This is a genomic window from Curvibacter gracilis ATCC BAA-807 (assembly GCF_000518645.1).
Classification (GTDB): Bacteria; Pseudomonadota; Gammaproteobacteria; order Burkholderiales; family Burkholderiaceae_C; genus Curvibacter; species Curvibacter gracilis.
In genome coordinates, this window is sequence record NZ_JADZ01000005.1 from 187,805 (window position 1) to 213,292 (window position 25,488).

A 25,488-nucleotide genomic window follows, 5' to 3' on the forward strand; every position below is an offset into this window, starting at 1 on the left:
GGGGCTCAAACCGCCCCGATGGATGGCATCACCCCACCCATTTGCGGGCGTTGCGCCAGATGCGCATCCAGGGGCTGAACTCGGATTTGTCGCCCGAAGTCCAGCTCATCTGCACGTTTCGGAACACGCGCTCGGGGTGCGGCATCATGGCCGTGAAGCGGCCGTCGGCCGTGGTCACGGCGGTCAGGCCCGCGGGGCTGCCGTTGGGGTTGAAGGGATAGGCCTCGGTGGCGGCACCGAAGTGGTCCACAAAGCGCATGGCCGCGATCGCCTCGGCCGGATTGCCCCGGTACTTGAAGTTGGCATAGCCCTCGCCGTGCGCCACGGCGATCGGCAGGCGGCTGCCGGCCATGCCTTGCAGGAACAGGCTGGGCGACTCCAGCACCTCCACCATGGACAGGCGGGCCTCGAAGCGCTCGCTCTGGTTGGTGGTGAAGCGCGGCCAGGCTTCGGCGCCCGGGATGATGTCGGCCAGCTCGGCAAACATCTGGCAGCCATTGCACACGCCCAGGCCGAAGGTGTCGCTGCGGCCGAAAAAGCCCTTGAACTGCTCGGCCAGCACCGGGTTGAAGGTGACCGAGCGGGCCCAGCCGATGCCGGCACCCAGCGTGTCGCCATAGCTGAAACCACCGCAGGCCACCACGCCCTTGAAGTCGCCCAACTGGGCCCGGCCGCTTTGCAGGTCGGTCATGTGCACGTCGTAGGCCTCAAAACCTGCCTCGGTGAAGGCATAGGCCATCTCGACGTGCGAGTTCACGCCCTGCTCGCGCAGGATCGCCACCTTGGGACGGCTCAGGTTCAGGAACGGTGCAGCCACGTTGTCGGCCGGGTCAAAGCTCAGGCTGACATGGGCGCCCGGGTCGCTGGGCGCGCCGGCCGCGGCGTGCTCGGCATCGGCGCAGGCCGGGTTGTCGCGGCGCTGGCAGATCTTCCAGCTCACCGCATCCCAGACCTGGTGCAGATCGGACAGGCTGGCACTGAACACGTTCTTGGTGTCGCGCCAGACCTGGATCTCGCCCTTGCCCACGTCCAGCGCGGCGCCGGCCGGGCGGGTCTTGCCGATGAAGTGGCTGTGCTTGCTCAGGCCATGCTCGCGCAAGGTCTGCATGACCTCGTTGCGCTCGGCGGTGCGCACCTGCAGCACCACGCCCAGCTCTTCGCTGAACAAGGCCTTCAGGGTCAGCTCTTCACGGCGGGCGCTGACTTGCTGCGCCCAGTTCTTGCTGTCGCCGTACTCGGCGCGGCTGTCGCTGATGCCGTCGCCTTCGGTGACCAGCATGTCCACGTTCAGGGCCACACCCACGTGGCCGGCAAAGGCCATTTCGCACACGCTGGCGAACAGGCCGCCATCGCTGCGGTCGTGGTAGGCCAGGATCTTGCCCTGCGCGCGCAAGGCGTTCACGGCGTTCACCAGGTTCTTCAGGTCTTCGGCGTCGTCCACATCGGGCACCGAGTCGCCCACCTGGTTCAGCACCTGGGCCAGGATCGAGCCGCCCATGCGGTTTTGGCCCTTGCCCAGGTCGATCAGCACCAGGGTGCTGTCGTCCACGCTGGCATCGAGCTGCGGCGTCAGGGTGCCACGCACGTCGCCCAGGCTGGCAAAGGCGCTCACGATCAGGCTGACCGGCGAGGTCACCTTCTTGGCCTGCCCCGATTCGTCCTTCCACTGCGTGCGCATGGACAGGCTGTCCTTGCCCACCGGGATCGAGATGCCCAGGGCCGGGCACAGCTCCATGCCCACGGCCTTCACGGTTTCGTACAGGGCGGCATCTTCACCGGCCTCGCCGCAGGCGGCCATCCAGTTGGCCGACAGCTTCACGCGGGGCAGCTCGATGGGCGCCGCCAGCAGGTTGGTGATGGCTTCGGCCACCGCCATGCGGCCCGAGGCCGGGGCGTCCAGCGCCGCCAGCGGGGTGCGTTCGCCCATGCTCATGGCTTCGCCGGCAAAGCCCTTGTAATCGGCCAGGGTCACGGCGCAGTCTGCCACCGGCACCTGCCACGGGCCCACCATCTGGTCGCGGTGGCTCATGCCGCCCACGGTGCGGTCGCCGATGGTGATCAAAAAGCGCTTGCTGGCCACGGTCGGGTGGGCCAGCACCTCGATGGCGGCCTGCTGCAGGCTCACGCCGGTCAGGTCCACCGGCTTGAACTGGCGCGCCACGGTCTTCACATCGCGGTGCATCTTCGGCGGCTTGCCGAGCAGCACATTCATGGGCATGTCGACGGGCGTGGGCTGCCCCTCATCGCTCAAAACCAGTTGACGCTCTTCGGTCGCCACGCCCACCACCGCAAACGGGCAGCGCTCGCGCTCGCAGAAGGCCTTGAACTGCTCCAGCGACTCGGGGGCAATGGCCAGCACATAGCGCTCCTGGCTTTCGTTGCTCCAGATCTCCTTGGGGGCCAGGCCCGACTCTTCGAGTGGCACCTTGCGCAGATCGAAGCGGGCGCCTCGGCCGGCGTCGTTGGTCAGCTCGGGGAAGGCGTTCGACAGGCCGCCCGCGCCCACATCGTGGATGGCCAGGATCGGGTTGCCCGCGCCCTGGGCCCAGCAATGGTTGATCACCTCTTGGGCACGGCGCTCGATCTCGGGGTTGCCGCGCTGCACCGAGTCAAAGTCGAGCTCGGCCGCATTGGCGCCGGTGGCCATCGAGCTGGCGGCACCACCGCCCATGCCGATGCGCATGCCCGGGCCGCCCAGCTGGATCAGCAGCGTGCCGGCCGGGAACTCGATCTTCTTCGTCAGATTGGCGTCGATCACGCCCAGACCGCCCGCGATCATGATGGGCTTGTGGTAGCCGCGGCGGATGCTGTCCACGTCGGAGTCAATGGTTTGCTCGTACTCGCGGAAGTAGCCCACCAGGTTCGGGCGACCGAACTCGTTGTTGAAGGCGGCGCCGCCCAGGGGGCCTTCCACCATGATCTGCAGGGGGCTGGCGATGTGCTCGGGCTTGCCGAACTCGGTGCTCTGCTGCTCGTCGAACACCAGGCGCGACACGGTGAAGCCGGTCATGCCGGCCTTGGGCTTGGAGCCCCGGCCCGTGGCGCCTTCGTCGCGGATCTCGCCGCCCGCGCCGGTCGAGGCACCGGGGAAAGGCGAAATCGCGGTCGGGTGGTTGTGGGTTTCCACCTTCATCAGAACGTGGTGGGTGGCTTCGCTCTTGGCATAGGCCACCGACTGGCCCTGGGCCGAGGCGGCGTTGAAGCGCTCCACCACATGGCCTTCCATCACCGAGGCGTTGTCCGAATAGGCAATCACGGTGTGCTGCGGGGCCAGTTGATGCGTGTTGCGGATCATGCCGAACATGCTTTTCTCTTGCGCCACGCCGTCAATCGTGAACTGGGCGTTGAAGATCTTGTGCCGGCAGTGCTCGCTGTTGGCCTGGGCGAACATCATCAACTCCACATCGGTGGGGTTGCGCTGCAGGCCGGTGAAGGCGGCCACCAGGTAGTCGATCTCGTCGTCGGCCAGGGCCAGGCCGAACTGGGTGTTGGCGGTTTCCAGGGCGGCCCGGCCGCCGCCCAGCACATCCACGTATTCCATGGCCTGGGCCTGCAGCTCGGTGAACAGGCCGGCCGCCTGGGCGCGCTCGAACATCACCGACTCGGTCATGCGGTCGTGCAGCAAGGCCGCCACGGCCAGGCGCTGCTCTTCGCTCAGGGCCGCCTTGCCCAGCAGAGGCTGCTTCAGGGTGATCACGTACTCGGTCACACGCTCGACGCGCTTCAGGGCCAGGCCGCAGTTGTGGGCGATGTCGGTGGCCTTGGAGGCCCAGGGCGACACGGTGCCGAAGCGCGGGCTGACCAGCAGCAGTTCGCCCTCGGTGGGGCCGGTGTAGGGGTCGCCGTAGGTCAGCAAGGCGGCCAGGCGCTCGCGGGTGGCCGCGTCGGGCTGCTGTTCGGACGCCACCAGATGCACAAAGCGCGCAGCGATGCCGGAGATGCGGTCGTGGATGACTTGCAGCCGGGGCAGCAGTTGCTGAACCCGGAAAGCGCTCAGGGCGTTGCCGCCTTCAAAGGTGCTGATATGCAGGTGGTGCATCGTGGGCGAGGGGTGCGAGGTCACTTGGGCGGCCTGTTTGGGTGGTGCTGCAGGGGCTGGGGGCAGAACGGCCGGTCGCTGAATGGGACCGGCCCGCCCTGACCCGAGCGGTGCGTGGAAAACCCGGCATTTTAGCGTGTGGGCGGGCAGCCCACCCGATCAGGCGGTGGCTGCATCGCCTCCTTCACCTGCGTCCCCACCCTCTTCCCCACCCTCTTCCCCACCTTCTTCCGCTCCCGATTCAGGGGCGCGCAGCGCGCTTCACCTCCTGGCTCAAGAACCGGTACAGCCGGGGATCATGGGCATAGGCCACGTTGAAGCGCAGCCAGGGCGTGGGCTTGAGATCGGGCCGGAACAGGTTGCCCGGGGCCAGCATCAGCCCCTCGGCCACCGCGCGCTGGGCCACGGCCTGCACATCCACCCCGTCGCGGCCCAGGCCGGCCCACACAAAAGGCCCGCCCTGCGGGCGGGTGAACAGTTGCATGCCGGCCGCCTCCAGCCCGTCGCACACCTGGCGCTGGGCCTGGGCCAGGCGCTCGCCCAGGCGCGCCAGGTGGCTGCGGTAATGCCCGTCCACCAGCACCGTGTGCACCAGCTTCTCGGTCAACTCCGAGCTGGTCAGGCTGCCCAGCATCTTCTGGTAGACCAGTTTTTCGGCCAGATCCTCGCTCACCGCCGCAAAGCCCACGCGCAGACTGGGCGTGATGGTTTTCGAGAAGCTGCCCACATAAGACACCCGCCCCAGCGGCGCCAGGGCGGCCAGGTTGACCGAACCCGGGGGCTCCAGGCCGGCCATGACCTCGTTCTCCACCACATGAAAATCATGCTGCTCGGCCAGCTTCAGCACCTGGGCCGCCACCGCCGGTGAGCATTGGCTGCCGGTGGGGTTGTGCAGCGTGGTGGTGGTGAAGAAGGCCTTGGGCCGGTGCCGCTGGGCCAGGGTGGCCAGGGCCTGCACATCGGGGCCGTCCAGCCGGCGCTCCACCCCGATCAGGCGCAGGTCCATGGCGCGCAGCGCGGCAAAGAAGTTGGTGGCCCCCGGCGAGTCGACCAGCACCGTGTCGCGCGGCTGCAGCAGGCAGCGCCCCAGCAGCGCCAGGGCCTGCGTGGCGCCATGCGTGAGCACCAGTTGGTGCGGGTTGGCCTGCACGCCGCGGGCCGCCAGCTGGGTCTGGATCTGTTGGCGCAGCGGCAGGTAGCCGTGGGCCGTGCCGTAATGGGCCAGGCCGGCGGGGCTCTTGCGCGCCAGGCTGGCCAGGGCCTGGCGCACGCCCTCCAGGTGCAGCCAGTCCGGGGGCAGCCAGCCGCAGCCGGCGTTGAGCAAGGCGCTGTCGTCTTCGAACACGCGCTGGATCAGCCACAGCGAATCCACCTGGGTGCGGCCCACAAAGGGGCGGTGGCGCGGCTGCGCCTTGGCCGGGGCCGCCACGTAGTAGCCACTGCCGCGGCGCGCCTCCACATAGGCTTCGGCCACCAGGCGCTGGTAGGCATGGGTGACCGTCATGGTGCTGATGCCCTGCTCGCGCGCCAGGCCCCGCACCGAGGGCAATCGGGTGCCGGGGCGCAGGCTGCCCTTGTCGATCAGGGCGGCCAGGGCCTCGAACACCTGGCGCACCAGCGGCGTGGCGCTGTCGGGCTGCAAGGTGATCATCGTGGTGCACCCGTGCCAAGCGTGGCAGCGCATGCCTGAAAACGGTGCGCCAGGGGCCTGCTGCTGGGGCATGCAGGCGCGGATCGGGTGCGTACTGTGCTGATCTTCATGGCCTCAACTGTACATAGTCAATTGGTATCGGACGTGACTAAATACCCCCATCGCTGAAGGCTGCCCCGCACAGCGACCGCAGCCCGTCAACGGCACCGTCACCCCCCTTGCTACCGAACAGGAACCTGTCCATGCCCCTGCCACTGCACAAAGCCTTGTCCGAACGTTCCTTCAACAGCGCACGCCGCCGCCAATTGGCCGCCGGCCTGCTGCTGGGCCTGGCCGCCGCCGGCACCCACCTGGGCGCCCTGGCCGACACCAAGACGCTGCGCATCATCCCGCACTCGAACATCACGGTGCTCGACCCGATCTGGACCACGGCCTACATCTCGCGCAACTTCGGCTACATGATCTACGACACCTTGTTCGGCACCGATCTGGAAGGCCGCATCAAGCCGCAGATGGTCGAGAAGTGGAGCGTGTCCAAAGACAACAAGACCTGGACCTTCAAGCTGCGCGACGGCCTGGAGTTCCACGACGGCAAGCCCGTCACCAGCGAAGACGTGGTGGCCTCGCTGACCCGCTGGGCCAGCCGCGACACCATGGGTGGCCAGCTGGCCAAGGCCCTGGACCACTACGAGACCCCCGACGCCAAGACCTTTGTGCTGGTGCTCAAGGAGCCCTTCGGCCTGGTGCTCGAAGCCCTGGGCAAGCCCTCGGCCAACGTGCCCTTCATCATGCCCAAGCGCGTGGCCGACACCCCGGGCGACACCCAGATCAAGGAAACCATCGGCTCGGGCCCCTACACCTTCAAGGCCGACGAATACCGCCCCGGCGAGAAGGTGGTGTTCCTGAAGAATGCCCGCTACAAGCCCCGCGCCGAAGCCCCCTCGGGCACCACCGGCGGCAAGAACGTGTATGTGGACCGGGTCGAGTGGGTGATCGTGCGCGATGCCCAGACCCAGATGAACGCCCTGATCAACGGCGAGGTCGACATCCTGGAGCAGCCCGCCTTCGAGCAATACGCCACCCTGCGCAGCAACCCCGACCTGACCCTGGTGGATGCGCAACCCGCGGGCAACCAGTTCATCTTCCGCTTCAACTTCCTGCACGCGCCCTTCAACAACGAGAAGATCCGCCGCGCCGCCATGCTGGCCATGGGCCAGGAAGCCTTCCTCAAGACCCAGGTGGGCGCCCCCGGCATGTCGCGCTACTGCAAGAGCATGTTCCCCTGCGGCACGCCGTTCGAATCCGATGCCACGGGTGAGTACACCGGCATCGCCAACCCGGCCAAGGCCAAGGCCTTGCTGGCCGAGGCCGGCTACAAGGGCGAGCCGGTGGTGCTGATGCGCCCCACCGACCTGGGCGCCATCGCCAAGCTGCCCCTGGTGGCCAAGCAGCAGCTGGAGCAGGCGGGCTTCAAGGTCGACCTGCAGACCATGGACTGGCAGACCCTGGTGGCCCGGCGCGCCAAGAAAGACCTGCCCAGCGCCGGCGGCTGGAACGCCTTCATGACCTCCTGGACCGCCTCCGACATCCTCAACCCCCTGACCATGGCCATGATGAATGCCGGTGGCGACAAGGGCTGGTTCGGCTGGCAGGACGACCCCGAGCTGCAGAAGATCAAGCTGCAGTTCTCGCAGGCCAGCACCGATGCCGACAAGAAGAAGCTGGCCCAGGCCGCCCAGCTGCGCGCCTTCGAGACCGTGACCCACGTGCCCGTGGGCCAGTACAGCCAGCCGGCTGCCGTGCGCAAGGGCATCACCGGCCTGGTGCCGGCCGGCGCCCAGGTGTACTGGAACATCAAGAAGCCCTGATCAGGGCCCTGGCTTACTGGCTTACCTGCTTGCCTGCCTCCCAGCCTGATGGGCCTGGCCTGCGCCTTCACCAGCGTGTGCGCAGCCAGCCCAGGGGCCTTTGTTTTCCGGAGATTTCCTGATGCTTTCTTTCCTGGCCAAACGACTGCTGGCCACCCTGCCGGTGCTGCTGGTGGTGGCCGTGGCGGTCTTCATGATCGTGCGGCTCACGCCCGGCGACCCGGCCGCCGTGATCGGTGGCAACAGCGCCACCAGTGAAGACCTGGACCGCATCCGCGCCCAGCTGGGCCTGACCCAGCCGCTGTGGCAGCAGTTCCGCCTGTGGGGCGGGGCCGTGCTGCAGGGCGACCTGGGCCACTCGTTCTTCATGAACAAACCCGTGGTCGAACTGATCGCCCAGCGCATGGAGCCCACCCTGTCGCTGGCCGCCGGCACCCTGCTGCTGGCCATCGTGCTGGCCCTGCCCCTGGGCACCCTGGCGGCCTGGCGCATGGGCAGCTGGCTGGACAAGGCCGTGATGGCGTTCTCGGTGGCCGGCTTCTCGGTGCCGGTGTTCGTGGTGGGCTATGTGCTGATCTATGTGATGGCGCTGCAGCTGCATTGGTTTCCGGTGCAGGGCTACCGGCGCCTGGAGGCCGGTGTCTGGCCCTGGCTGCACCAGCTGATCCTGCCCTGCCTGACCCTGTCGGTCACCTATGTGGCCCTGCTGGCCCGGGTCACCCGCGCCGCCGTCAGCGAGGCCCTGACCGAGGACTACATCCGCACCGCCCGCGCCAAGGGCATCACCGAACTGGCCGTGCTGACCCACCACGCGCTGCGCAACGCCGCCGTGCCGGTGATCACCGTGATCGGCGTCAGTGCCGCCCTGCTGCTGGGCGGCGTGGTGGTGACCGAGACCGTGTACGCCATCCCCGGCCTGGGCCAGCTCACGGTGGACGCCGTGCTGAACCGCGACTTTCCGGTGCTGCAGGGCGTGGTGCTGTTCTTTGCGCTGGCCTATGTGCTGATCAACCTGCTGGTCGACCTGAGCTACCTGTTCCTCGACCCGCGCATCCGTTACTGACCCCCCTTCCCCGGATCTCTCATGAGCAACTGGAACAAACTCTGGCGCAACAGCGCCGTGCGCCTGGGCTGCGCGGTGCTGGCCGTCCTGCTGCTGCTGGCCGTGCTGGCCCCGTGGCTGGGCACCTTCGACCCCTCGGCCATGGACCCCGGCTTCATTTCGGTGGCCGCCGGCACCCGTGGCGAAGTCACCTTGCCCGATGGCCAGACCCTGCAACATGTGTTCTGGATGGGCAGCGACAACTTCGGCCGCGACATCTGGAGCCGCGTGCTCTTCGGCACCCGCGTCTCGCTGGGCGTGGGCCTGTGCACCGCCGTGCTGGCCATCACCGGCGGCTGCCTGCTGGGCATGCTGGCGGGCTACTTCAGACCCGTGGACGCGGTGGTGATGCGCCTGGTGGACGGCATGATGGCCATCCCCGCCGTGCTGGTCGCCATCACCCTGGTGGCCATGCTGGGGGCCAGCCTGCCCACGGTGATCCTGGCCATCGCCGTGCCCGAGATCCCCCGCGTGACGCGGCTGGTGCGCGCCCTCGTGATGGGCCTGCGCGACGAGCCCTTTGTCGAGGCGGCACGGGCCCTGGCCTCGTCCAACCTCACCATCCTGTGGCGCGACATCCTGCCCAATGCGCTGGCCCCGCTGATCGTGCAGGGCACCTTCATTGCCGCCTCGGCGGTGCTGACCGAAGCCATCCTGAGCTTTCTCGGCCTGGGCCTGCCGGCCGACGTGCCCACCTGGGGCAACATCATGGCCGAAGGGCGGGTGCAGTTTGCCCAGAGCCCGGGCAATGTGATGTTTCCGGCGCTGTTCCTGGTGCCCACCGTGCTGGCCATCAACCTGCTGGGCGACGGCCTGCGTGACGTGCTGGACCCCAAGTTCTCCAAGCGAGCCTGAGCGAGCCCCCCTGCCATGAACACCTTGACCTCCCCCACCCCCGTCTTCCTGGACACGGCGGCGCCCCCCCAAGCCCGGCCCGCCGAGGTGATCCTCGACGTGCAGGGCCTGCAGGTGGCCCTGCCGGTCGATGCCGACCGCCCCTTTGCCATCGAACACCTGGACGTGCGCATCGAAGCCGGCCAGACCCTGTGCATCGTCGGCGAGTCGGGCTCGGGCAAGTCCGTGCTGGCCACCACCGTGATGGGCCTGCTGGCCAAGGGCCTGAAGGCCACCCAGGGCCACATCCGCCTGGCCGGCGAAACCCTGATGGACCAGGCCCGCCTGGCCCCCGAATCGCGCTTGCGTGCCTGGCGCGGCACCCGCATGGGCATGGTGTTCCAGGAGCCCATGACCGCCCTCAACCCCGTGCACAGCTGCGGCGAGCAGGTGGACGAGCTGCTGCGCACCCACACCCAGTGGCCCGCGCACGAGCGCAAGGCCCACATCCTGGCCATCTTCGACCGGGTGCGCCTGCCCGACCCCAAGCGCATCTACGACAGCTACCCGCACCAGCTCTCGGGCGGCCAGCGGCAGCGCATCGTGATCGCCATGGCCATCATCCTCAAGCCCCGGCTGCTGATCTGCGACGAGCCCACCACCGCGCTGGACGTGACCACCCAGGCCGAGATCCTGCGCCTGATCGCCGAGCTGCAGGTGGAGCAACGCTCGGCTGTGCTCTTCATCACCCACGACATGGGCGTGGTGGCCGAGATTGCCGACCAGGTGATGGTGATGCACCGCGGCCGCGTGGTCGAGCAGGGTCCGGCCGAGCAGGTGCTGCACGCGCCGCGCGAGGCCTACACCCGCATGCTGCTGGACGCCGTGCCCGGCATGACCCCGCCCCCCCCGCGTGAGTTGCCCGGCGGGCGCGCCCTGCTCAGCGCCACCGGCGTGGGCAAGACCTATGTGCGCCGCGACTGGCTGGGCCGGGCCAAGCCCAACACCGCGCTGCGCGACGCCAGCGTGGCCGTGCACCGCGGCGAGACCGTGGGCGTGGTGGGCGAGTCGGGCTCGGGCAAATCCACATTTGCGCGCTGCATGATCCGCCTGATCGACCCCACCGAAGGCAGCATCCTGTGGGGCGAAACCCCGGTGCAAAGCCTGCCCGAGGGGCGGCTGCGCCCCCTGCGCTCGCGGGTGCAGGTGGTGTTCCAGGACCCCAACCGCTCACTGAACCCGCGCCGCACCGTGGGCTCGTCGCTGATGGAAGGGGCGATGAACTTCGGCATGGGCGAGCGCCAGGCCCGCCAGACCGCCGAAGAGCTGATGGACCGCATCCAGCTGCCCCGCACCGCCCTCGACCGCTACCCGCACCAGTTCTCGGGCGGGCAGCGGCAGCGCCTGGCGATTGCCCGCGCCGTGGCCTGCCAGCCCCAGGTGCTGGTGGCCGACGAGGCCGTGTCGGCCCTGGACGTGTCGGTGCAGGCCCAGATCCTGGCCCTGCTGCGCGAAATCCAGGCCGACCTGGGCCTGGGCATCCTGTTCATCACCCACGACCTGCGGGTGGCGGCCCAGCTGTGCGACCGCGTGATCGTGATGAGCCAGGGCGAGATCGTCGAGCAAGGCCCCACGGCCCAGGTGTTCCAGCAGCCGGCCCACGACTACACCCGCCGCCTGCTGGCCGCAGCCCCCCGGGCCGAGCTGGCCCGCCGGGCCTGACCCTTTTCACGACACAGGACACAGGACACAGGACCCCCACCATGCGACTTCTGCTGGCCCAGTTCAAGCACGAGACCAACACCTTCTCGCCGGTGCCCACCCCGTTCGAGCGCTTCTACCGCGCCTTGCCGGCCGATGCCGACCAGGCCAGCCTGCTGGCGGCCTACCGCGGCACCGGCCTGGCCCTGGGCGGCTTCATCGACGTGGCCGAGCGCGTGGGCGCCGAGGTGGTGATCGCCACCGCCGCCGAGGCGCAACCCAGCCGCCCCACCGATGACGCCACCTACGAGCGCATCAGCCAGGCCATCCTGTCGCGCGTGGCGCGCGGCGGCTTCGATGCCGTGCTGCTCGACCTGCACGGGGCCATGGTCACCGAATCGCTGGAAGACGCCGAAGGCACGCTGCTGCGCCGCCTGCGCGAGATCGACCCCGACATCCCCGTGGGCGTCACCCTGGACATGCACGCCAATGTGTACGACGACATGGTGCGCCACGCCACCGTGATCACCGGCTACCACACCTACCCGCATGTGGACATCCATGCCGCCGGCGTGCGCGCCGCCGAGCTGATCCTGCGCACCCTGAGCGGCGCCATCCGCCCGGTGATGCAGTGGGGCCAGGCCCCCATGCTGCCGCACGTGATGCGCCAGGGCACGCATGCCGAGCCCAACCGCTCGCTGCAGGCGCGCTGCCAGGCCCTGGAGGCGAGTGGCGAGGTGCTGGCGGCCTCGGTGTTCGTGGGCTTTCCGCATGCCGACATCAGCCAGGCGGGCCTGAGCGCCGTGGTCTGCACCGATGCGGCGCCCGAGGTGGCCCGCCAGCACTGCGAGGCCCTGCTGGCCCAGGCCTGGCAGGCCCGCGAAGGCTTTGTGTTCCACCCCACCCCGCTGGCCGAGGCCGTGGCCCGGGCCAAGGCCTGCGCCATCGGTCTTGACGGCCCGGTGGTGTTGCTGGACCACTGCGACAACTCCGCCTCGGGCGGCTCGATGGACACCACCGAAGTGCTGGCCGAGGTGCTGCGCCAGGGGCTGGACGAGGCCGTCTTCTATGCCATCTGGGACCCGCAGGCCGTGCAGCAGGCGCTGGCCGCCGGCATCGGCAGCGAGATCACGTTGAACCTGGGCGGCAAGACCGCCATGCCCGCACTGCGCCGCGACAGCCCGCCCCTGAGCGTCACGGGCCGGGTCAAGCTGGCCTTTGACGGGCGCTTTCGCAACCGCGGGCCCATGTACCAGGGCGTGCAGACCCGGCTGGGCCCCACCGTGGTGCTGGCCGTGGGCGGCCTGGAGATCGTGCTGATCTCCGAGCACCAGGAGCCGTTTGACCTGAACTGCCTCTCCAGCGTCGGCGTCGACCCGCTGCAAAAGCGCTTTGTCATCCTCAAGAGCCGGGTGCACTGGCGCGCCGGCTTTGGCGACCTGGCCCGCGAGGTGATCGAGTGCGACGGCCTGGGCGTGACCACCTCCGACTACGGCGCGCTGCAATTCAAACGGGTGCGCCGCCCCATCTACCCGCTGGACCCGATGTGAGCGCCACGGTGCTCCTCTCCTTTGTTTTCCCACCCCCAGGACCCCTGACCCATGAGTGATCTCCACGCCCTTTCCGCCTCTGCCATGGTGGCGGCCTACCGCGACGGCAGCCTGTCGCCCGTCGAAGTGACCCAGGCGGTGCTGCAGCACATCGAGCGCTGCGAACCCGTGCTGTGCGCCACCTACGCGCTCGATGCCGAGGCTGCACTGAGCATGGCGCGCGCCGCCGAGGCCCGCTGGCATGCCGGCACCCCCATCAGCGTGGGGGGCGTGTGCATCGACGGCGTGCCCGCCACCATCAAGGAAAACATCGCCACCCGCGGCGTGCCCGTGCCGGTGGGCACCGCCGCCAGCCTGCCGGTGCCGGCCGCGGCCGATGCCCCGCCCGCCGCCCGCCTGCGCGAGGCCGGCGCCGTCTTTGTGGCCAAGACCACCATGCCCGAGTACGGCATGCTGTCCTCGGGCCTGTCGAGCTTCCATGCCCTGGCGCGCAACCCCTGGAACACCGCCATGAACCCCGGCGGCAGCAGTGCCGGCGCGGGTGCCGCCGGCGCGGCCGGCTACGGCCCGCTGCACATCGGCACCGACATCGGCGGCTCGGTGCGCCTGCCGGCCGCCTGGTGCGGCCTGGCCGGCCTCAAGCCCAGCCTGGGCCGGGTGCCGATCGACCCGCCCTACATGGGTCGCTGCGCCGGCCCCATGACCCGCACCGTCACCGATGCGGCCTTGATGATGGCCGTGCTGTCGCGCCCCGACCCGCGCGACCACATGAGCCTGCCACCGGCCGACATCCCCTGGCTGTCGCTGCAGCGCGAGCTCAAGGGCCTGCGCATCGGGCTGTTGCTGGAGGCCGGCTGCGGCATGCCGGTGTCGCCCCAGGTGCAGCAGGCCGTGGTGGCCGCGGCCCGCCTGTTCGAACAGGCCGGTGCCGTGATCGAGACCCTGCAGCCCTGGATGAGCAACGAGCTGCTGCACGGGGTGGACCGCTTCTGGCGCATCCGCTCGGGTGTGGACGTGCAGGCCCTGCCGCCGGAGCGGCGCGCCAAGGTGCTGCCCATCGTGCGCCAGTGGGCCGAAGGCGGCCTGGGCTTCAGCGGCGAGCAGGCTTTCGAGGCCTACAGCATGACCTTCAAGACCCGCGCCACCACCGTGGCCGCCACCCAGCCCTACGACTATGTGCTGTCGCCGGTCTCGCCCAACACCAGCTTCCCGGCGGAATGGGCCTACCCGACCAACAACGTCAACGAGGCCATGGACCACATCGGCTTCACCCTGCCCTTCAGCATGAGCGAGCAGCCCGCCGCCTCGGTGAACTGCGGCTACGACAGCAACGGCGTGCCCATCGGCCTGCAGATCGCCGGGCGCCGCTTTGACGACCTGGGCGTGCTGCAGATGGCGCGCGCCTTCGAACAGATGCGCCCGGCCCAACGGCCCTGGCCGCACATTTCGACGCACACCTCGGCGCACATCTCGGCGCACTTCGCGGGGGCCTGATGCGGCGTTGGCGGTCCCTCTTGCCCGCCTGGCTGGCCTGGCCAGGCCCACGCACCCTGCGCCATGCGCTGGCCGGGGTGCGGGCCGTCACCGGGCCGGCCACCGGCACCGCCGCCATGGGGCTGGTGGCCGGCGTGGCCATGGCCCAGAGCGGCCTGCCCATGGCCGTGCTGCTGCCCATGTCGCTGCTGGTGTATGCCAGCTCGTCCCAACTGGCCTGCCTGCCCCTGATGGCCAGCCAGGCCCCGCTGTGGCTGGTGGGGGCCACGGCGGCGGTGCTGAACCTGCGCTTTGTGGTGTTCAGCGCCGAATGGAGCCGCTACTTCCACCACCTGAGCCGGCCTCAGCGCGTGGCCCTGTCGTACTTTGCCGGCGACCCGATCTACGCGCTGTTCACCCAGCGCCACCCCCTGCCGGGCCGCAACGGGCGGCAACGCCGCCGCGAGGTGGCCTACTACCTGGGCCTGGCGCTGAGCAACTGGGCCGTCTGGCAGCTGTCGTCCGCAGTAGGCCTGGTGCTGGCCGACCAGTTGCCCGGCGCCCACAGCCTGCGCTTTGTGGCCATCCTGGCCTTGCTGACCCTGACCTTGCCCATGGTCAAAGACCGCCCCACCCGCGTGGCCGCCCTGGCGGCCTGTGCCGTGGCCCTGCCGGCCCAGGCCCTGCCGCGCGGCCTGCCCGTGCTGGTCACCATGCTGGCCGCCATGGCCGCCGGCCTGCTGGCCGAACACCGCCAACCGAGGCCGCATGCTGGATGACCCCGAGCACCGCGGCTGGCTGGCCGTGGCCCTGCTGGTGCTGATCACCGTGCTGACCCGGGCCTTTTTCCTGCTGCCCGGCCAGCAGCCCCGCCTGCCGGGCTGGCTGCGCACCTGCCTGCGCTTTGCGCCGCTGGGCGCCCTGCTGGCCATGGTCGTCCCCGAGGTGGCGCTGAACCAGGGCCAGTGGGCGCCGCAATGGCAGGATGCCCGCTGGTGGGCCTGCGCCGCCGCCCTGCTGACCTATTTCGGGGGGCGGCGCAACATCAACCACGCCCTGTTTGCCGGCATGGGCGTGTTGCTCGGCCTGCACCTGGCCCTGGGCTGGTAAGCCCCCAGCCCCAGGCCCCAGGCCTCCACCCATTCCTGCACACTGCCAAACACCATGAACATCCTGATCGCCGGCTTTCAGCACGAGACCAACACCTTCGCCCCCAGCCCCGCCGACTGGGCCGCCTTTTTGCGTGGCGACGGCTTTCCGGCCTACAGCGAAGGGGCCGACATGCTGCACCGCTTCACCGGCAGCAGCCTGCCCATCGGCGGCTTCATCAGCGAGGCCCAAGCGCGCGGCTGGGCCTTGCTGCCCGCCTGCTGGGCCGGGGCCACGCCCTCGGCCCAGGTCAGCGACGAGGCCTTCGAGCGCATTGCCGGCGCCATCGTCGAGGCGGCCCGCCAGGCGCTGGCCGGCCCGGGCCTGCAGGCCATCTACCTGGATCTGCACGGCGCAGCCGTCAGCTTTGCCCACGAAGACGCCGAGGGCGAGCTGCTGAAGCGCCTGCGTGCCTTGGTGGGCGATCAGTTGCCCATCGTGGCCAGCCTGGACCTGCACGCCAACGTGAGCGCCGACATGCTGCAACTGGCCGACGGCCTGGTGGCCTACCGCACCTACCCCCATGTGGACACCGAAGCCACCGGCCGCCTGGCCGCCCAGTTGCTGGAGCGCCGCCTGCAGGCCGGCCAGCGCCTGCCGATGGCCTGGCGTCGCGTGCCTTTTCTGATCCCGATCAACGCCGGCTGCACGCTGATCGAGCCGGCCGCCTCCCTGTACGCGCAGCTGCCCGAGGTGGATGCCCGCCAAGGCACCCTCAGCAGCATCGCCATGGGCTTTCCGGCCGCCGACATCGATTGCTGCGGCCCCTGCGTTTGGGCCTATGGCGAGCAGGCCGAGGCCGTGGTGCAACAGCTCTGGACCGCGCTTTGTCAGCCGCCCCAGCGCTGGCGCATCAGCCTGCCCGAGCCCCTGGCTGCGGTGCAGCAGGCCCTGGCCCTGGCCGAACACGCCAGCGCCCCGGTGGTGATCGCCGACACCCAGGACAACCCGGGCGCCGGCGGCGACAGCAACACCACGGGCATGCTGCACGCGCTGCTGCAGGCTGGCGCCGGGCGCCGCCACCCCGGCCAGGTGGCATTGGGCCTGCTGTACGACCCCGAGGCCGCCGCTGCCGCCCACCGGGCCGGCCCCGGCGCCCGCCTGAGCCTGAGCCTGGGGCGCCAGGTGCGCACCCTGCCCGGCCAGCTCAGCGACCCAGCCGTGCAGGCCGAGGTCACCGTGCGCGCCCTGTTCGAAGGCAGCGTGCGCCTGCTGGGGCCCATGATGCATGGCGTGCACACCCGGCTCGGCCAGGTCGCCTGCCTGGAGCTGGACGGCGTGCTGATCGTGGTCGCCAGCGGCAAATGCCAGATGCTGGACCGCGAGCTGTACCGCTGCGTCGGCGTGCAGCCCGAAGCCATGAAACTGCTGGTCAACAAAAGCTCGGTGCACTTCCGTGCCGACTTCACCCCCATCGCCTCCCACATCCTGGTCGCCCGCGCCCCCGGCCCCATGCCCGCCGACCCGGCCAGCCTGCCCTGGACGCGGCTGGGGGCGGGGGTTTCGGCGGTGATTGAGGGGGCGTGAAGGGGCATCTCGACGGGCTGGGTAGGTCATCGACAGCATTTGTTTTCGGCTTAGAGGCCGGCCTGCGTTCGGTGAAATGCGCCAATGCGTGGTAACCCCGTGCCGTAGGTCGGGCGGACTTTGAGGTCAGGGCGTTTTCAGCGGATCAGTGCCTTGTCGAATGCGCATGGGACATCAGATTCATTCAAGATTCCTGGACGCCATCTCTTGCAACTCATCAAGGTCCCGCCCATGATCCTCGTTGGTCAATATGACAGCCCCGTCACCCGCCGAGTGGCCATTGCGCTGCATCACTACGGAATACCCTTTGCCCGCGACACCCGTTCAGTCTTTAGCGAAGCCGCAGCCGTCAGGACCATCAGCCCCCTGACCCGCATCCCGGCCCTCGTACTCGACGATGGAGAGGTGCTGATTGACAGCGCAGCCATTCTCGATCACTTGGATGAACTGGTGGCTGACGCGGCCTTGATGCCTGCCTCAGGCCCGGCACGTCGGCGTGCCCTGCAGATGACGGCCTTGGCTCAAGGCACGCTCGAAAAAGCAGGAGCTGTCGTCTACGAGCGGCACTTCCACCCCGTCGAAGCCCGAAGTGCCGTCTGGCTTGACCGTTGCCTCGGACAGGCCCGTTCAGGCCTTGACGAGTTGGCTCGACGCCTTGCCACCCCATATGCCTGCGGGGCAACGCTCACCCACGCCGATGTCATGATCACCGTGCTGATCAGGTACGTGCAAGACCGTTTGCATGAAGTGCTGGCCCCCACCGCTCACGCCGCGCTCATCAACCTGGCCCAACATTGCGAAGCGCTGCCCGCCTTCCGTGCCGCCGCCCTGAGCGATTTCGAGCAGATGCCCCAAGGCTGATTCAGCGTCCCCAGCCAGCTCAAAGTCCAACAGCACAGCCAGATCGCCGGGGCACCGTCAGCCATAAGGCAGAAACTGGTTGTTGTCGCGACTGAGCAATTGCATCAGCTTGGGATGGATAAATAGCTTCTCCTTGCCCAAAGGCATCTCACGCAGCACGCCCAGCTTGACCAGTTCTTGCAAATGGCGTGAAGCGGCCTGGCGTTGGGCAATGCCTTTGTCCACCAGATTGCCGATGCGGCAATACGGCTGTTCGAAGATCACGTCCACCAACTCGCGGGTGTAGATCTTGGGCAGCCGGGTGCGCACATGCTCGGTGGTGTGCTCGGCCAAAGCGCGGATGGCGGCGATCTTGTCGGTGGTCCACCTGGACGTTTCGGCAACTGCCTGCAGCATGAAGATCAGCCAGGGCTCCCAGGCCCCATCGCGGGTGACGGCGAGCAACAGGCGGTAGTAGTCGGCCTTGTGCGCAATCACATGGCGACTGAGGTAGAGGATGGGCAGGTTCAACAGATCTTGCTGAATCAGGTACAGGATGTTGAGCACCCGCCCGGTGCGTCCGTTGCCGTCGATGAAAGGATGGATGGCTTCAAACTGGTAATGGCCCACCGCCATGCGGATCAGGGGATCCAGATCGGTCGCCTCGTGCAAGAAACGCTCCCAATTGGCCAGCATGTTCCGCAAACGGGCTTCTCCTTCAGGCGGGGTGTAGACCACCTCACCGGTGCGGTCGTTGGCCAACTGAGTGCCGGGCGTTCGACGAATGTCCATGTCCACGCCCTTGAGCGTACGGCACACCTCCACGGCGGTCGCCGTGCACAGGGGGCGCCGCTGGAGCGACTGAAAGCCCTGGTGCAGTGCGGTGCGATAGCGCAATGCCTCTTTGGTCGCCGAGTCGGCCTGCTCATGGCCTTGGGCGTATTGAAAAAGCTGGTCGGTGGTGGTGACGATGTTCTCAATTTCCGAGCTGTCTTTGGCTTCCAGCAGCGGGATGGTGTTGATCAGCATCGCCTGGTTGGGGATGAGTTCGGCCGCTTGCTTGAGTTCGGCCAACGCGGCGCGGGCTTCGATGCATGCCTTGAGAACGGTGCGGCTTTCCAACTCATGTGCCGGGGGCAGTGCGGGCAATTGGTTGTGAGGCTGCTCGGGATTCCAAGCGGGAATGTTCTTGGTCATGATGCAAAAAGCCTGTTTCGACGACACGTTCTGAACTCATGTCGCTGCCGACGACATGTCCGTACAACATGTTCTTTTTTTGTCGGAATTGGAACACGTCAAGAGATCGTGTCGTCATTTTTGCATATTGGCGACATGATTAGACCCGATACCACCCATTCACCGCCCGTTGACATACCCAACACATAATCCTTGCTCCCGCTTTGCTGACCTCACTCGCATGCCGCTTCGTCGCCTCTCCCACACCCTGGCCTGTCTGGGCCTCATGGCCCTGCTGGCCGGCCCCCTGGGGCCGATGGCCCTGGCGGCAGAGCCTGACAGCCCTTTTCTGGAAGACCTGACCAGCCCTGAGTTGCAGGCCCGCATCGATGCGGGCACGCGCACGGTGCTGATCCCCATCGGCGGCACCGAGCAGAGCGGGCCGCAGATGGCGCTGGGCAAGCACAACGTGCGGGTGCATGTGCTGGCGGGGCAGATCGCCCGGCGCGTGGGGCACACGGTGGTGGCCCCGGTGCTGGCCTATGTGCCTGAGGGCCCCATCCACCCGCCGGCTGGGCACATGCGCTTTGCCGGCACGATTTCGATCCCCGAGCCGGCTTTCGAGGCCTTGCTGGAGGGCACGGCGCGCAGCCTGCGCCAACATGGCTTTCATGATGTGTTCTTTCTGGGCGACCACGGGGGCTACCGCAAGAACCTGGAGCGCGTGGCCGAGCGCCTGAACCAGGCCTGGGCCCGCGACGGGGGCCCACCCGCGCGGGTGCACGCCCTGAGCGAGTACTACCGCGTGACGCAGACCGCCTACGTGGCCGAGCTGAAGCAGCGCGGCTTCAGCCCCGCCGAGATCGGCGAGCACGCCGGCCTGGCCGACACCTCGCTGATGCTGGCCACCGACCCGGCGCTGGTGCGCTCCGACACATTGGCCAGCCCGGCGGCCCGTGACCGGGCCCACGGCGTGACCGGCGACCCGCGTCGCGCAAGCGTTGCGCTGGGTCAAGTCGGGGTGCAGCAAATCGTGGAGACTTCGGCCGCAGCGATCCAGGCGGCCGTCAAGCCCTGAGCCGCCTCTTTTATCTGGAGTGTTCTTCGTATGTCCCTCGGGAAAGTCTTTGCCAGCAACGCCGTTAGTTTGGCCGTCAGCTCGGCCGTCATCGTGATGGGCCTGCTGGCCAGCGGGGTGCATGGGGCCGACGCAGTCGGCAAGCAGGGTGCGCCCAAGGCTGCTGCGGTCACCACCGTGCCCGGCATGCCGCCGGTGCCCAACCCGGCCAATCTGTACAGCGAAACCGGGGCCGACCACATCGCTCCGGCCGTGCGCGACGACCTGGAACGCATCTATGTGCCCAATCTGCGCTCCAACGATGTGTATGTGATCGACCCGGCCAAGATGAAGGTGGTCGACAAGTTCAAGGTGGGCCCGGCGCCGCAGCACGTGGTGCCCTCGTGGGACCTGCGCACGCTGTGGGTGGCCAACAACGCCGAACGCCGCACCGATGGCAGCCTGACGCCCATCGACCCGCGCACCGGCAAGCCGGGCAAGGAGATCCTGGTCGACGACCCCTACAACGTGTATGCCACGCCCGACGGCGCCTCGCTGATCGTGGTGGCCGAGGCCAAGCACCGGCTCGATTTCCGCGACCCCAAGACCCTGGCCCTGCAATACGCCATCGATGTGCCCAAGTGCGGCGGCATCAACCATGCCGATTTCTCCATCGACGGGCGCTACGCGATCTTCACCTGCGAGTTCCAGGGCAGCGTGGCCAAGATCGACCTGGGCAAGCGCGAGGTGCTGGGCTACCTGAAGCTGCAGATGCCCAAGACCCGCTTCAAGGACGGGCAAAAGCTCAGCGACCCGAACGTGTCGCCGATGGAGACCGAGGTCTGCTCGGCCACCAAGGGCATGCCGCAGGACATCCGCATCTCGCCCGACGGCAAACACTTCTATGTGGCCGACATGGAGGCCGACGGGGTGCACGTGCTCGATGGTGACGCCTTCACCGAGGTGGGCTTCATCGCCACCGGGGTGGCCGCCCACGGCCTGTACCCGAGCCGCGACGGCAAGCAACTGTACGTGGCCAACCGCGGCTCGCACCGCATCCACGGCCCGCGCAAGAGCCCCGGCAGCGTGACCGTGATCGACTTCGCCACCGAGAAGGTCACGGCCCACTGGCCGATCGCAGGCGGCGGCAGCCCCGACATGGGCAATGTCAGCGCCGACGGCAAATGGCTGTGGCTGTCGGGCCGTTTTGACGACGTGGTGTACCGTTTTGACACCCAGAGCGGGGCTGTGGCTCAGATCAAGGTGGGCCAGGAGCCCCATGGCCTGACCGTCTGGCCCCAGCCCGGTCGCTACTCGCTGGGCCACACCGGCAACCTGCGCTGAGTCTGGCCGTTTGCCCGGCCTCAAAACCGGGCCCCGACGCGGATATTTCGAGATGGGATAATCCGCGCCATGAGCATCACCTACAAAAACGCGGAAGAGATCGAGGGCATGCGCGTGGCCTGCCGCCTCGCGTCCGAGGTTCTGGACTACCTGACCCCCTTCGTCAAACCCGGCGTCACCACGCTGGAGATCGATCGCCTGGCCCATGAGTACATGGTCAATGTGCAGGGCACCAAGTCGGCCACCATCGGCTACCAGCCCCCGGGCTACCCGCCCTACCCGGCTTCACTGTGCACCTCGCTGAACCACGTGGTGTGCCACGGCATCCCCAACGACAAGCCGCTCAAGAAGACCGACATCATGAACATCGATGTCACCGTGATCACCGACAAGGGTTGGTACGGCGACAACAGCCGCATGTACGTGATGCCCGACGCCTCGATCGCGGCCAAGCGCCTGAGCGCGCTGACCTTCGAAGCCATGTGGATCGGCATCCAGCAGGTCAAGCCCGGCGCCCGCCTGGGCGACATCGGCCACGCCATCCAGAAATTTGCCGAAGGCCATGGCTTCTCGGTGGTGCGTGAGTTCTGCGGCCATGGCATCGGCCAGCGCTTCCACGAAGAGCCCCAGGTGCTGCACTACGGCAAGCCCGGCACGCTCGAAGAGCTCAAACCCGGCATGACCTTCACCATCGAACCCATGATCAATGCCGGCAAGCGCGAGGTGAAGTCGCACGGCAACGACGGCTGGACCATCGTGACCAAAGACCACAGCCTGTCGGCCCAGTGGGAGCACACCATCCTGGTCACCGAGACCGGCTACGAGGTGCTGACCCTGTCGGCCGGCAGCCCGGCGCTGCCCAGCTTCGTCACTGCCGTCAAGACCTGAGCCCCCGGCCCCAGCCCACCGTCCACCCCGCGCCGCCCGCCCCGCCATGACCGACCTCCAGGCCTTGCGCCAGCAGTACAAAGAGCAAAAAGCGGCTCTGTTGCAACAACTCCAGACCGAAGGCGCCACCACCCGGGGCATCCACGGGCTGCTCACCCGGCTGGCCCGGCTGGTGGATGATCTGCTGGCCGATCTGTGGCAGCGAGCCGGCTTTCCCGAGGCCTTTGCGTTGGCCGCCGTGGGCGGCTACGGGCGCGGCGAGCTGTTCCCCTACTCGGATGTGGACGTGCTGGTGCTGCTGCCCGACAGCGTGGTGGCCGACAACGAGCCCGAGCTCAAATCCCGGCTGGAGGCCTTCATCGGCTCGTGCTGGGACGTGGGCCTGGAGATCGGCTCCAGCGTGCGCACCCTGAGCGAGTGCGTGGCCGAGGCCGGCAAGGACGTCACGGTGCAGACCTCGCTGCTCGAGGCCCGGCTGCTGATCGGCCCGCCCGAGCTGTTTGCGGCCTTCCAGCAGGCCTTCCGGGCCCACCTGGACGCCCAGGCCTTTTTTGTGGCCAAGAGCCTGGAGCTGCGCCAGCGCCACAACAAATCAGAAAACACCCCCTACTCGCTGGAGCCCAACTGCAAGGAGTCGCCCGGCGGCCTGCGCGATCTGCAGACCATTCTGTGGGTGGCCAAGGCGGCCGGTTTTGGCGACACCTGGGACGACCTGGCCGCCAAGGGCCTGGCCACGCCCTTCGAGGTGCGGCAGATCAAGAGCAACGAGGCCTTGCTGAGCCTGATCCGGGCCCGGCTGCACGTGGTGGCCAAGCGGCGCGAAGACCGGCTGGTGTTCGACCTGCAGACGGCCGTGGCCGAGACCTTCGGCTACCAGTCGCATGCGCCCGATGGCTCGCGCCTGGCGGTGCGGGCCAGCGAGGCCCTGATGCGCCGCTACTACTGGGCCGCCAAGGCGGTGTCGCAGCTGCACCAGATCCTGATGCTCAACATCGAAGAGCGGCTGCACCCCAACACCCACGAGCCGCGCCGCATCAACGAGCGCTTCTTCGAGAAGGCCGGCATGATCGAGGTGGCCAGCGACGACCTGTACCTGAACCAGCCGCACGCCATCCTCGAAACCTTTTTGCTGTACGAGACCACGGTGGGCCTCAAGGGGCTGTCGGCCCGCACGCTGCGGGCGCTGTACAACGCCCGCCATGTGATGGACGGGGCCTTCCGCCGCGACCCGGTGAACCGCCGCACCTTTTTGAGCATCCTGCAGCAGTCCGAGGGCATCACCCACGCCATGCGCCTGATGAACCAGACCTCGGTGCTGGGCCGCTACCTGTGGGTGTTCCGCCGCATCGTGGGGCAGATGCAGCATGACCTGTTCCACGTCTACACCGTGGACCAGCACATCCTGATGGTGCTGCGCAATGTGCGCCGCTTCTTCATGGCCGAGCATGCGCACGAGTACCCGTTCTGCTCGCAGCTGGCGGCCGGCTGGGACAAGCCCTGGATCCTGTACACGGCGGCGCTGTTCCATGACATCGCCAAGGGCCGCGGTGGCGACCACTCCGAGCTGGGCCGCGCCGAGGTGCGCCGCTTCTGCCGCGACCACGACATCGCCAGTGAAGACAGCGCGTTGATCGAGCTGCTGGTGGGTGAACACCTCACCATGAGCCGCATCGCCCAGAAGGAAGACCTGAGCGACCCCGAGGTGATCCAGAACTTTGCCAAACGCGTGGGCAATGAGCGCAACCTGACGGCCCTGTACCTGCTGACGGTGGCCGACATCCGCGGCACCAGCCCCAAGGTCTGGAACGCCTGGAAAGGCAAGCTGCTGGAAGATCTGTACCGCTACACGCTGCGCGTGCTGGGCGGCCGCGCGCCCGACGCCAGCGCCGAGATCGAGGCCCGCAAGCGCGAGGCCCTGGTGCAGCTGGCCCTGTACGCGCTGCCACACGAGGTGCAAAAGCCGCTGTGGGACACGCTGGACGTGAGCTACTTCATGCGCCACGACGCGGGCGACATCGCCTGGCACACCCGGCAGCTGTCGCGCCACGTGGCCACCCCCGAACCCATCGTGCGGGCGCGCCAGTCGCCGGTGGGCGAAGGCATGCAGGTGCTGGTCTACACCGCCGACCAGCCCGACCTGTTTGCCCGCATCTGCGGCTATTTCGACCAGGCCGGCTTCAGCATCCTGGACGCCAAGATCCACACCACCTCGAACGGCTACGCGCTCGACACCTTCCAGGTCGTGACCCAGATGCTGCCCGAGCACTACCGTGAGCTGACCAGCATGGTGCAAAGCGATCTGGCCCGCACCCTGACCGAGGCCGGCCCCCTGCCCCCGCCCAGCCGAGGCCGGGTGTCGCGCCGCGTCAAGAGCTTTCCGATCGCCCCACGCATCGACCTGCGCCCCGATGAAAAGGCCCAGCGCTGGCTGCTCAGCATCTCGGCCAGCGACCGCCTGGGCCTTCTGTACATGGTGGCCCGCGTGCTGGCCCAGCACCACATCAGCCTGCAGATGGCCAAGGTCAGCACCCTGGGCGAACGGGTGGAAGACACCTTCCTGATCCAGGGCCCCGAGCTGCAGCAGAACCGCAAGCAGATCGAGATCGAGACCGAGCTGCTGAAGGCCCTGGGCACCGTCTGAGCCCCAGGGCGGCCGTCAGGCGGGCCACCCGCCTGGCGCGCCGGGCATCGACGCCCTCCTACAGGGCCTACCGCCTGTGGCCTGCATGGCCCCTTCGGCGACTGCATCAAACTGCAACAAATCCCACCGACGGAACACGCCCGCACCAGCCCTGGCACGGTGCACGGTGGGAGGCCCCTGCAACAGCAGCCCTGAAAGATCGCCATGAATGCCGTCCTCCAGCCCCCAGCCATGCCCACCCCCACGGCCCTGCCACGCCGGCGCGTTCTGCTGGTGGAGGACAACGCCTTCATCATCGAACTGCTGCGCCTGGTGCTGGCCCAGCACTGCGAGGTGCTGCTGGCCCCCGATGCGGCCACAGGCTGGGCCCTGGCCCAGAGCGAAGAGCCCGATCTGGTGATCACCGACCTGTGCTTCGGCCACGGGATGAGCGGGCACGATCTGCTCAAGGCCATGCGCGCGGATGCCCGGCTGGCCGGCACGCCGGTGCTGGTCATCTCGGCCCATGACAGCGAGGCCGACATCCAGGCCAGCCTGGCCCTGGGCGCCCAGGCCCACATGGCCAAGCCCTTCAGCCCCCTGAACCTGCTGCGCTGGCTGGAGGCTCTGTGGGCCGAGGCCCCGGTCAGCCTGGGCTGAACGGTGCGC

The 25,488-nt window shown here is 68.3% G+C and carries 18 protein-coding genes; 15 read left to right on the plus strand and 3 right to left on the minus strand.

The features are described 5' to 3' along the window. Positions 1–28: 28 nt before the first annotated feature. Both purL and L880_RS0103655 read right to left on the minus strand, forming a co-directional pair. Positions 29–4,039 (minus strand): phosphoribosylformylglycinamidine synthase, encoded by a 4,011-nt coding sequence (gene purL, locus L880_RS0103650; protein ID WP_027474514.1) that lies wholly within the window; start codon positions 4,037–4,039, stop codon positions 29–31. Positions 4,040–4,280: 241 nt separating this feature from the next. Next, positions 4,281–5,690, minus strand: coding sequence for an aminotransferase-like domain-containing protein (locus L880_RS0103655; protein WP_245614918.1), 1,410 nt, complete (start codon positions 5,688–5,690; stop codon positions 4,281–4,283). 242 nt (positions 5,691–5,932) lie between these two features. Here L880_RS0103655 and L880_RS0103665 point away from each other — a divergent pair, with 242 nt between their 5' ends. The 10 genes from L880_RS0103665 to L880_RS0103710 all read left to right on the plus strand — a co-directional run bounded on the left by L880_RS0103665 (position 5,933) and on the right by L880_RS0103710 (position 17,755). Continuing rightward, positions 5,933–7,558: an ABC transporter substrate-binding protein gene (locus L880_RS0103665; protein WP_027474516.1), complete on the plus strand. Its 1,626-nt coding sequence runs from the start codon at positions 5,933–5,935 to the stop codon at positions 7,556–7,558. A 121-nt stretch (positions 7,559–7,679) separates the two neighbouring features. Next, positions 7,680–8,621: an ABC transporter permease gene (locus tag L880_RS0103670; protein ID WP_019575473.1), complete on the plus strand. Its 942-nt coding sequence runs from the start codon at positions 7,680–7,682 to the stop codon at positions 8,619–8,621. 21 nt (positions 8,622–8,642) lie between these two features. Then, the gene (locus L880_RS0103675) at positions 8,643–9,515 is read left to right on the plus strand and encodes an ABC transporter permease (RefSeq protein WP_027474517.1); all 873 of its coding nucleotides are present in this window, start codon (positions 8,643–8,645) and stop codon (positions 9,513–9,515) included. 15 nt (positions 9,516–9,530) lie between these two features. Next, positions 9,531–11,216: a dipeptide ABC transporter ATP-binding protein gene (locus L880_RS0103680; protein ID WP_084460973.1), complete on the plus strand. Its 1,686-nt coding sequence runs from the start codon at positions 9,531–9,533 to the stop codon at positions 11,214–11,216. 41 nt (positions 11,217–11,257) lie between these two features. Next, positions 11,258–12,745, plus strand: coding sequence for a M81 family metallopeptidase (locus tag L880_RS0103685; RefSeq protein ID WP_027474519.1), 1,488 nt, complete (start codon positions 11,258–11,260; stop codon positions 12,743–12,745). Between the two features lie 51 nt (positions 12,746–12,796). Further along, positions 12,797–14,239 (plus strand): amidase, encoded by a 1,443-nt coding sequence (locus L880_RS31490; protein WP_051443029.1) that lies wholly within the window; start codon positions 12,797–12,799, stop codon positions 14,237–14,239. A 20-nt stretch (positions 14,240–14,259) separates the two neighbouring features. Then, on the plus strand, positions 14,260–14,997 hold the full coding sequence (locus L880_RS0103695) for an AzlC family ABC transporter permease (protein ID WP_051443030.1): 738 nt from the start codon (positions 14,260–14,262) through the stop codon (positions 14,995–14,997). Then, a complete protein-coding gene (locus tag L880_RS0103700; protein WP_027474521.1) occupies positions 14,987–15,328 on the plus strand; it encodes an AzlD domain-containing protein in 342 nt (113 codons plus the stop codon). The genes L880_RS0103695 and L880_RS0103700 overlap by 11 nt, the downstream gene beginning before the upstream one ends. A 54-nt stretch (positions 15,329–15,382) precedes the next feature. After that, a complete protein-coding gene (locus tag L880_RS0103705) occupies positions 15,383–16,894 on the plus strand; it encodes a M81 family metallopeptidase (protein ID WP_027474522.1) in 1,512 nt (503 codons plus the stop codon). Positions 16,895–17,101: 207 nt separating this feature from the next. Beyond that, positions 17,102–17,755: a glutathione S-transferase family protein gene (locus L880_RS0103710; protein WP_245614920.1), complete on the plus strand. Its 654-nt coding sequence runs from the start codon at positions 17,102–17,104 to the stop codon at positions 17,753–17,755. 57 nt (positions 17,756–17,812) lie between these two features. Here L880_RS0103710 and fic read toward each other — a convergent pair whose 3' ends face one another. Further along, on the minus strand, positions 17,813–18,931 hold the full coding sequence (gene fic / locus L880_RS0103715) for a protein adenylyltransferase Fic (protein WP_027474524.1): 1,119 nt from the start codon (positions 18,929–18,931) through the stop codon (positions 17,813–17,815). 220 nt (positions 18,932–19,151) lie between these two features. Between fic and L880_RS0103720 the strand changes: the two genes are divergently transcribed. The 5 genes from L880_RS0103720 to L880_RS31495 all read left to right on the plus strand — a co-directional run bounded on the left by L880_RS0103720 (position 19,152) and on the right by L880_RS31495 (position 25,479). Then, on the plus strand, positions 19,152–19,988 hold the full coding sequence (locus L880_RS0103720) for a creatininase family protein (protein ID WP_027474525.1): 837 nt from the start codon (positions 19,152–19,154) through the stop codon (positions 19,986–19,988). 30 nt (positions 19,989–20,018) lie between these two features. Beyond that, a complete protein-coding gene (locus L880_RS0103725) occupies positions 20,019–21,311 on the plus strand; it encodes a YncE family protein (RefSeq protein ID WP_027474526.1) in 1,293 nt (430 codons plus the stop codon). 69 nt (positions 21,312–21,380) lie between these two features. Next, positions 21,381–22,199, plus strand: coding sequence for a type I methionyl aminopeptidase (gene map / locus L880_RS0103730; RefSeq protein ID WP_027474527.1), 819 nt, complete (start codon positions 21,381–21,383; stop codon positions 22,197–22,199). A gap of 46 nt (positions 22,200–22,245) precedes the next feature. Further along, entirely contained in the window at positions 22,246–24,840 is a 2,595-nt protein-coding gene (locus L880_RS0103735; protein WP_027474528.1) for a [protein-PII] uridylyltransferase, read from the plus strand. A 204-nt stretch (positions 24,841–25,044) separates the two neighbouring features. After that, positions 25,045–25,479, plus strand: coding sequence for a response regulator (locus L880_RS31495; RefSeq protein WP_051443031.1), 435 nt, complete (start codon positions 25,045–25,047; stop codon positions 25,477–25,479). Positions 25,480–25,488 lie beyond the last annotated feature (9 nt).